The organism is Massilia sp. P2_C2, assembly GCF_056404615.1.
The window spans coordinates 1-8,920 of the sequence record NZ_JBFUDR010000262.1; the positions used below are offsets into that span (position 1 = coordinate 1).

Sequence of the window (8,920 nt, forward strand, 5' to 3'; positions counted from 1 at the left end):
CCAGTCGGTGGCGAACGTCGCGGCCGCTTATGGTGTGAACGCCACCACGGTGTTCCGATGGCTGGCGAAATTTGCCGATGGGGGCCAAAACGCACTGCTGGCCAAGCCGATTCCGGGCCGCCCTCCCAAGGTCAGCACCGAGGAGATGCGCTGGATTGCCTTGGCGGTGAAGGACAATACGCCGCAGCAGTTCAAGTTCGAATTCGGGCTGTGGACGTTGYCGCTGATGCGTGAAKTGATCAACCGCCAGTTCGGCAAATCGCTGTCGCTGGAGTCGGTCCGCCGGATCATGAAGCTGCTTGGCTTTTCCGCGCAAAAGCCGCTGTACCAGGCATGGCAACAGGATCCCGTGCTGGTCCGSCAATGGGAAGCCGAGACTTATCCGGCCATCAAGGCCGAAGCGAAGGCGGCGGGTGCGAACATCTACTTCGCAGACGAGGCCGGTATCCGTTCCGATTATCACACCGGTACCACCTGGGCGCCGGTCGGGGAAACACCAGTCGTGGCCGTGACCGGCAGCCGCTTCTCCTTCAACATGCTTTCGGCGGTCAGCCCGCGCGGCGATTTCCGCTTCATGCTGCATGAGGGCACCGTCGATGCGGCTGTGTTCAAGGAGTTTCTCAAGCGCCTGATGCTCGGCGCCACCAAGCCCGTGTTCGTCGTCGTCGATGGCCATTCGATTCACAAGGCCAAACTGGTCAAGGAATACGTYGCCAGCCTTGACGGTGCGCTCAAACTTTTCTACCTACCGCCCTATTCGCCGCACCTGAATCCCGACGAGCAGGTATGGGCACACGTGAAACGCCAGGTCAGCAAGCAATTCGTGCAGGACAAAGACGGCATGAAAAAACTCGCTCYCGGTGCTTTGCRCCGTATTCAGAAGTTACCGGCGATGGTCCAATCGTTCTTTCGCCAGCAGGAATGCCGGTACGCCGCGCAAGCATAGCTTTACTTTCTAGAAGGTTAGTATCAGGATTACGTAATGCGAAAACGCATTAGTTTCTTGCCTTGGTCCAAAAAATCTTCTACGCTTGAATGATCCCGAAGTATTTATTCCACCGATCGTCGAAGAAGTGCACACCAGCATGGAATCCATTTCACACGGCCGGCGCGGATTGCTGAAAGCAGCCTCCGCCCTGGCATTGCCTTCCAGCCTTGTGGCGTGTTCCAAGGAAAAAAAGGCGGAACCGCTGGTCGTCGCCGGCTTGCCGGTAACGTGCAACCTGACCTTGCCGGTCGCTTGCATGGCCAAGGCGGCAAGCAATGCGGCCGCCAAGTCGTCCGGCCCCGTGTTCGAGTTCGAGTACAGCAAGTACAGCGGCTGGCCGGAGGTGAAGGAATCGCTGATGGCGGGGCGGGTCCAGGCGGCCTATGTGCTGGCGCCGATGGTCATGGACCTCGCATCGAGCAATGTGCCGGTCAAGGTCGTGTCGCTCGGCCACCGCTCCGGCGCCGTCATTATGGTGCGCACGGATTCCGGCTATAAACGGTTTCGGGATTTGGCCGGCAAGCGCATCGCCATCCCGAGCCGGTTCGCCGTCGACCTGCTGTTCCTGCGCAAGATGCTGGCGCAGGAGGGCATGACGATCAAGGATGTCGAGATCGTCGAAATGCCGCCGCCCGACATGCCGGCGGCGCTGTACGCGAAGGCGGTCGACGGGTATTGCACCGGCGAGCCGTTCGGCGCCGCGGCCCAGATGGCGGGCTATGCCACGCCGCTGCGGATGACGCGCGACGAATGGCGCAATTACATCTGCTGCGTGCTGACCGTGCGCGAAGACCTGATCGCGAACAACCGTCCGCTCGTGCAGGAGCTGGTCAATTACGTCCAGGCGGCGGGCCTGTGGCTGGACAGCGATCCGRCGCACCGCCAGAAGGCCGTGGCCATCGCCGCCACCAAGAAATTCTTCAACCAGGATCCGAAGATCCTGAATTTCGTGATGACGAACCCGAGCGACCGCGTGACCTATGGCGACCTGCGGATCATCCGGTCGGAATTCGACGAGCTGATGCAGCTCTCGCTGGAGGCCGGCACCATCAAGAAACCCATTCCGTTTGAGACCTATGTCGACGAAAGCTTCGTCAAGGCGGCCAAACCGGCCACCATTCTCCTCTAGTACGGCGGACCGCATGCAACGATGCACCAGGGCGGCCGCGGCGCTGCTCATCGCGCTGCCGGTGCTGGCCGGTGCGGCAACGCCCGCCACGCCGCCCACCGCGTTGAAATCCGGCGAGTTCTCACCGGCGCGGATGGCGCCCGACTTCACCCTGCAGGGCTCGAACGGCAAGCCGCTGACGCTCGCCGATTACCGCGGCAAGGTCGTGGCGCTCGGTTTTGGATTCACATCCTGTCCGGCCGTCTGTCCCACGACCCTCGCCGAGTTGGCGGCGGCAAGGAGCAGGCTGGGTGCCGCCGGCAAGGATTTCCAGGTGATCTATGTGACGGTTGATCCTGAGCGTGATTCCGTGGCGCGGATGAAGGCCTACCTCGCCGGCTTTGACCCGTCGTTCCTCGGCGCGACCGGCACGCCGGCCCAGCTGGCAAGCGTGCGCAAGGACTACGGCGTGAGCGCCGTCAAGACCCCGCCGGACAGCCATGGCGCGTACGGCTACAACCATTCGGCGTTCATCTACCTGATCGACCGCGCCGGCCGGCTGCGGGCGCTCAGCCCCTACGGCCGCGCCGTCGACGATGTCGTGCACGACGTGCGTGTGCTGCTTGCCCAATGAAGCGCCGCCGCGTTGCATGGCTGGCCGCGGTGGTCGCAGTCCCGGTGCTGTGGGCAATGTTCGCGCCCATCCCGGCCGGTTCGCGCGAGCAATTGTTCGAGATCCCGGCCGGCACGTGGGAGCGGCGGGCGGCGGGCCACGACGTCGAGATCCTGCCGGCCGAAATCCACCTGACCCTGGGCGTAAAAGACATCCTCGTGCTGAGAAACCTCGACAGGGTGCCGCAGACGTTCGGCCCCGTGCTGATCATGCCCGGCCAGAGTTTCAAGTTGCCGTTCGGCCAGGCGTCCGACTACCAGTTCAATTGCACCGCGCACGCGGCGGGGCGCATGGACATCATCGTCGACCCGGAACCCAGCGCCGGCTGGCGCAGGCTGGCGTGGCGCGTGCAGGGCGCGCAGCGGGCCCTGGCCGAGCGCTGGCGTATTTCACATCATCCATCATGAAAGGCATGCTTTGACCAAGGAAAAGAATTTCTTCGCCCAGAAGCGCGGGCGGATCCTGGCGCCGCTGTGCGTGCTCGGACTGCTGATCGTGGTCTGGTGGGCCGTCGTCATCTACACGCGCAGCGCCATCTTCCCGACGCCCTGGCAGGTCGTCACCGGCACGCTGGAACTGGTCGAGGACGGGACGCTGTGGGACCACATCGGCTCCTCGCTGATGCGCGTCGGCGCCGGCTTCCTGCTGGCCATCATGGTCGCCATTCCGCTCGGACTATGGATCGGCCGCATGGACGCGGCCTGGGTCACGCTGAATCCGCTGTTCCAGATCCTGCGGCCGATCTCGCCGATCGCGTGGATCCCGCTCGCGATCCTGTGGTTCGGCGTCGGCAATGCGTCGCCGATCTTCCTGATCTTCATCGCCTCGGTGTTCCCGATGATCGTGCAGACCGCCGCCGGCGTGCACACCATCGAACGGCGCTACCTGCGCGCGGCCGAGAACTTCGGCGTGTCACGCGCCAAGCTGTATCGCCAGGTGATCATTCCCGCCGTGCTGCCGGAAATCATCGTCGGCATGCGCATCACGCTGGGTGTCGCCTGGCTCGTCGTGGTGGCGGCGGAAATGATCGCGCTGCGTTCCGGCCTCGGCTACCTGATCATGGATTCGCGCAATGCCGGCAACCGCTACGACCTCGTCGTTGCCGCAATGATCATCATCGGTGTGATCGGCCTGATGCTCGATGGCATCACCCGGCTGCTGGAACGTCTCAAATCGGTAAGGTGGCGCTATGGACGCTAATGTGAACGCACAATTGAACGCGAAAATCGTCGTCGACGACATCCGGAAAAGTTTTGAGACGCGCAAGGGCGAACTGCCCGTCGTCGGCGGCATCAGCCTGGCCATCGGCGAGGGCGAATTCGTCGCCATCGTCGGCCCGTCCGGCTGCGGCAAGTCCACGTTGATGAAGATGCTGTGCGGATTCGAGCGGCCGGATTCGGGCAGCGTGATGATCGACGGCCAGGTCCGGCGCGGCCCGAGCCCGAAAGGCATTTTGATTTCCCAGCACGGCTCCGTGTTCCCGTGGCTGACCGTGCAGCAGAACCTGATGTTCGGCCTGGACGGCATCAGCGAGGCGGAGAAGGCCAGGCTTGCCGACCACTACACGGCGATGGTGGGCCTGAAAGGCTTCGAGAAAAGCTATCCGCACGAATTGTCCGGCGGGATGCTGAAGCGCGTGGAGATCGCGCGGGCGCTCGTCATGAAGCCCGAGATCCTGTACATGGACGAGCCGTTCTCCGCGCTCGACGCGCTGATGAACCTCAAGATGCGCATGGAACTGCTGCGCATCCTGGAAGAGGAACGGCATACCGTCCTGCTTATTACGCACGACGTCGAAGAGGCGGTGCACCTGGCAGACCGCATCGTCGTGCTGTCGCCGCGGCCGACGACGATCCAGGCCACGTTCGAAGTCGACCTGCCGCACCCGCGCAAGATGTCCAGCCCGGAAGCGCAGGCGCTGAAGGACGCCGTCCTGCGCGAACTCGGCCTGTAGGGCTTGGAGTCCCAGTAGGGTGGGCACCCCTGTGCCCACGCGTAACGTTCGCGTCACGCCGGCCTAACGCGTGGGCACGGGGTGCCCACCCTACTTGTTCGAGCCTGCCGAGATAGGTTCAGCTGGCCGGCGCCAGGGGCAGGCTCATCTCGACCAGTCTCGCCCAGAAGCTGGCGCCGATCGGCAGCAGCTGGTCGTTGAAGTCATAGCTGCCATTGTGCAGCTGACATGGTCCGAGGCCGTGGCCGCGCGAACGGTGGTCGCCGTCGCCATTGCCGATGAAGACATAGCAGCCGGGCTTTTCCTGCAGCATGAAGGCGAAGTCCTCGGCGCCCATCGTCGGTTCGACGTTCGTGTCGACGTTCTCCGTCCCCACGACCGCGCGCATCGCCTCGATGGCGAACGCCGTCTGTTCCGGGTGGTTGATGAGGGGTGGGTAATTGCGCTTGAACGAGAAATCGATGCTGGCGCCGAAGCCCGCCGCGAGCCCGCTTGCGATCTCGTTCATGCGGCGCTCGATCAGGTCCAGCACGTCCGTCGAGAACGTGCGCACGGTGCCGATCATGACGGCCTCGTCCGGGATCACGTTCGTCGCGCTGCCCGCGTGGATCTGCGTGATCGACAGGACAGCCGTGTCGAGCGGATTCTTTTCGCGCGAGATGATGGTCTGCCAGCCTTGCGCGATCTGCACCGCGACCATCACCGGGTCGATGCCGCGATGCGGCTGCGCGGCGTGCGCGCCTTTCCCTTTGACTGCCACGCGGAACTCGTTACTGGATGCCATCATCGGCCCTGCGACGACGCCGAAGCTGCCCGCCTTGATGCCTGGCCAATTGTGCATGCCATACACGGCTTCCATCGGGAAGCGGTCGAACAGGCCATCGTCCATCATGCGGCGCGCGCCGGCGCCGCCTTCTTCGGCCGGCTGGAAGATCAGGTACACGGTGCCGTCGAAGTTGCGGTTCTGCGACAAATAGTGGGCTGCGCCCAACAGCATCGTAGTATGACCATCATGACCGCAAGCATGCATCTTGCCGGCGTGGCGCGACGCATGCTCAAATGTGTTGAGTTCCTGCATCGGCAGGGCATCCATGTCGGCACGCAGGCCGATGGCGCGGTTCGACGTGCCATTCCTGATGATGCCGACCACGCCCGTCACGCCCAGGCCGCGTTCGACGGGAATGCCCCATTCGGTCAGGCGCTGCGCGACCACGTCGGCCGTGCGTTGTTCTTCGTAGCAGAGTTCGGGATGGGCGTGGATGTCGCGCCGGATCGTTTCGAGCTCGGATTGCTTGGCGAGAATCGGTTCTACCAGTCTCATTCGTAATCTCCATATGCTTTGATGCCTCTTGGGCATGCATGTTTTGAACTATTGTAGCCCTTCCATCATGTGGAACGCCAGCGCTCCCACGGCGGGCGCTGGAATCGTATAAAGTATTGGTTTCTCGACGTTTTTTGGATGGATCCGATGACCAAGACCCTCGTCCGGGGCGCCTGCCCGCATGATTGCCCCGATACCTGCGCCCTCCTCGTGACCGTGGACGATGGCGTGGCGACGGAGGTCAAGGGCGATCCGGATCATCCGACGACGGCCGGCGTGTTGTGCACCAAGGTCTCGCGCTACGTCGAACGCACCTACCACCCCGACCGCCTGCTGTATCCGATGCGTCGCACCGGCAAGAAGGGGGAGGGGAAATTCGAACGCATCACGTGGGAGCAGGCGCTCGACGAGATCGCGGCGCGCCTGCGACCCATCGCCGCGCGCGATCCGCAGGCGATCCTGCCGTACAGCTATTGCGGCACGATGGGCCTGGTGCAGGGCGAGGCGATGGCGATGCGCTTTTTTCATCAACTCGGCGCGTCGTTTCTCGACCGCACCGTGTGTGCGAATGCCGGTGCCACGGGCTACAAATACACCATCGGCGGTTCGATCGGCACCGACACCGAACAGTTCCAGGATGCGAAGCTCATCCTGATCTGGGGTGGAAATCCCATCGCGTCGAACCTGCACCTGTGGATGCGCCTGCAGGAAGCGAAGCGCCGCGGCGCGAAGCTGATCGCCATCGATCCGTATCGCTCCCTGACGGCAGAGAAATGTCATCAGCACATCGCGCTGATGCCGGGCACGGATGCCGCGCTGGCGCTGGGCATGATGCACGTGCTGGTGAAGGAAAACCTGCTCGACCTCGATTACATCGAACAGTACACGTTCGGCTTCGCGCAACTGAAGGACCGCGTGGCCGAATGGACGCCGGAACGCACGGCGCACACCTGCGGCATCACGGTCGACGAAGTCATGGACCTGGCGCGCGAATATGGCCGCACGGCACGCCAGGGCGAGCCGGTGGCGATCCGGATGAACTACGGCCTGCAGCGCGTGCACGGCGGCGGCATGGCCGTGCGCACCATCGCCTGCCTGCCCGCGCTCGTGGGCGCATGGCGCCACGTGGCCGGTGGCGTGCAGCTGTCGACGTCGGGCACATTCCCGGCCAATAAGGTGACGCTGCAACGTCCGGACCTGTTGCAAGGCAAGCTCCCGCGCACGATCAACATGAACACCATCGGTGCCGACCTGCAACGGGAAGCATCGCCCGCGTTCGGCCCGAAGATCGATGCCGTCATCGTGTACAACGCGAACCCGCTGGCGATCGCGCCGGATTCGGCGCAGGTGCAGCGCGGTTTCGAACGTGAAGATTTATTTACGGTGGTGCTGGAACACTTCCAGACCGACACCGCCGACTACGCGGACATCCTGCTGCCGGCCACGACGCAGCTGGAACACGTCGATGCGCACCTCGCCTATGGTCACTTGTACATGATGGCGAATAATGCGGCGATTGCGCCGCTGGGCGAATCGAAACCGAATACGGAAATCTTCCGCCTGCTGGCGAAACGCATGGGGTTCACGGATCCGGCGTTCGACGAGACGGACGACGAACTGGCGGCGCAGGCGTTCGACAAGAAGCACGAGCGCGCGATCCACTTCGACTGGTCGTCGCTGAAGCGCACCGGCTGGCAAAAACTGAACATGCCCGCCGCGCCGTTCGCGCATGGGGGTTTTCCGACGCCGTCGGGCAAGTGCGAGTTTTATTCGGCCGCGATGCAGGCCGACGGCCTCGACCCGCTGCCGACCTATATCCCGAACCACGAGTCGGTCGCTACCACCCCCGAACTGGCGCAGAAATATCCATTGGCGATGATTTCTCCGCCGGCCAGGAACTTCCTCAACTCGACCTTTGTCAATGTCCAGAGCCTCCGCGCTACGGAAGGTGAACCGCACCTGGACATCCATCCCGCTGACGCCGCCTCCCGGGGCATCGCAGACGGCGAGATGGTGCGCATCTTCAACGACCGGGGCGCGTTCGTCGCGCGCGCCCGGGTTACCGCCAGAGCGCGGGCCGGCCTCGTCGTCGGCCTGTCGATCTGGTGGAAGAAGCTCGCCAGCGACGGCAAGAACGCCAATGAAGTCACCAGTCAGCGCCTCACCGACATGGGACGGGCGCCTACTTTTTACGACACGCTGGTGCAGGTTGAAAAGGCCGCACCATGATCTGGAAATATGAAACTCAATCGAATCACCCCGTGGTTCCGCTCCGTCCTCATCGTTGGTACGGCAGCGGGACTGCTGGCCAGCTGCTCGACGCTGAACTATTACACCCAGGCGGCCCAAGGCCAGATTGAACTCCTGTCGGACGCCCGTCCGATCGACGACTGGATCGCCGACCCCGGCACCAGTACCAAACTGCGCCATCGTCTCGAGACGGCGCGCCAGATCCGCCGCTTCGCAGTTGCCGAAATGGCTTTACCCGACAACAACAGTTATAAAAACTACGCGGCGCTGAAGCGGCAATACGTGCTGTGGAACGTCGTCGCCACGCCCGAGTTGTCGTTGAAGCCCCTGCAATGGTGCTTCCCCGTGGCCGGCTGCGTGAATTACCGCGGCTATTACAGCAAGGAAGCGGCGGAGTCGTACGCGAAGGAATTGCGCGACGCGGGCGACGACGTCGAGGTCGGCGGCGTGGCCGCGTATTCCACCTTGGGCTGGTTCAGCGATCCGCTGATCTCCACCTTCATCAACTACCCGGACGGCGAGCTGGCCCGCATGATCTTCCACGAACTGGCGCACCAGATCGTGTACGTGCAGGGCGATTCGCAATTCAACGAATCGTTTGCTTCGACGGTGGAAGAGGTTGGCGT

The 8,920-nt window shown here is 63.3% G+C and carries 9 protein-coding genes; 8 read left to right on the forward strand and 1 reads right to left on the reverse strand.

Going from position 1 to position 8,920, the window contains the following annotated elements:
* The 6 genes from AC1DYX_RS23745 to AC1DYX_RS23770 form a co-directional block, all read left to right on the forward strand.
* A partial coding sequence (locus AC1DYX_RS23745) for an IS630 family transposase (protein WP_477263429.1) occupies nt 1-946 on the forward strand: 946 nt, incomplete at its 5' end.
* Between the two features lie 139 nt (nt 947-1,085).
* Nucleotides 1,086-2,117 (forward strand): ABC transporter substrate-binding protein, encoded by a 1,032-nt coding sequence (locus AC1DYX_RS23750; protein WP_477263431.1) that lies wholly within the window; start codon nt 1,086-1,088, stop codon nt 2,115-2,117.
* Nucleotides 2,118-2,130: 13 nt separating this feature from the next.
* Nucleotides 2,131-2,730: an SCO family protein gene (locus AC1DYX_RS23755; protein WP_477263433.1), complete on the forward strand. Its 600-nt coding sequence runs from the start codon at nt 2,131-2,133 to the stop codon at nt 2,728-2,730.
* Nucleotides 2,727-3,176, forward strand: a complete 450-nt coding sequence (locus AC1DYX_RS23760; RefSeq protein ID WP_477263435.1) for a cupredoxin domain-containing protein — start codon at nt 2,727-2,729, stop codon at nt 3,174-3,176. The genes AC1DYX_RS23755 and AC1DYX_RS23760 overlap by 4 nt, the downstream gene beginning before the upstream one ends.
* Before the next feature lie 10 nt (nt 3,177-3,186).
* Complete coding sequence (locus tag AC1DYX_RS23765; protein ID WP_477263437.1) at nt 3,187-3,969, forward strand: ABC transporter permease; 783 nt, start codon at nt 3,187-3,189, stop codon at nt 3,967-3,969.
* Between the two features lies 1 nt (nt 3,970).
* A complete protein-coding gene (locus AC1DYX_RS23770; protein WP_477263439.1) occupies nt 3,971-4,723 on the forward strand; it encodes an ABC transporter ATP-binding protein in 753 nt (250 codons plus the stop codon).
* Between the two features lie 118 nt (nt 4,724-4,841).
* Here the strand turns inward: AC1DYX_RS23770 and AC1DYX_RS23775 are convergent, their stop codons facing one another.
* Complete coding sequence (locus tag AC1DYX_RS23775; RefSeq protein ID WP_477263441.1) at nt 4,842-6,044, reverse strand: M20 aminoacylase family protein; 1,203 nt, start codon at nt 6,042-6,044, stop codon at nt 4,842-4,844.
* Between the two features lie 147 nt (nt 6,045-6,191).
* Here AC1DYX_RS23775 and AC1DYX_RS23780 point away from each other — a divergent pair, with 147 nt between their 5' ends.
* Nucleotides 6,192-8,273, forward strand: a complete 2,082-nt coding sequence (locus AC1DYX_RS23780) for a molybdopterin-containing oxidoreductase family protein (protein ID WP_477263443.1) — start codon at nt 6,192-6,194, stop codon at nt 8,271-8,273.
* Nucleotides 8,274-8,282: 9 nt separating this feature from the next.
* On the forward strand, nt 8,283-8,920 hold a 638-nt coding region (locus tag AC1DYX_RS23785), incomplete at its 3' end, for an aminopeptidase (RefSeq protein WP_477263445.1).

Bases quoted from the DNA above. Each gene is read 5' to 3' on its own strand.
- AC1DYX_RS23755 (WP_477263433.1), top strand. From the start codon at position 2,131: ATGCAACGATGCACCAGGGCGGCCGCGGCGCTGCTCATCGCGCTGCCG.
- AC1DYX_RS23760 (WP_477263435.1), top strand. From the start codon at position 2,727: ATGAAGCGCCGCCGCGTTGCATGGCTGGCCGCGGTGGTCGCAGTCCCG.
- AC1DYX_RS23775 (WP_477263441.1), bottom strand. From the start codon at position 6,044: ATGAGACTGGTAGAACCGATTCTCGCCAAGCAATCCGAGCTCGAAACG.
- AC1DYX_RS23780 (WP_477263443.1), top strand. From the start codon at position 6,192: ATGACCAAGACCCTCGTCCGGGGCGCCTGCCCGCATGATTGCCCCGAT.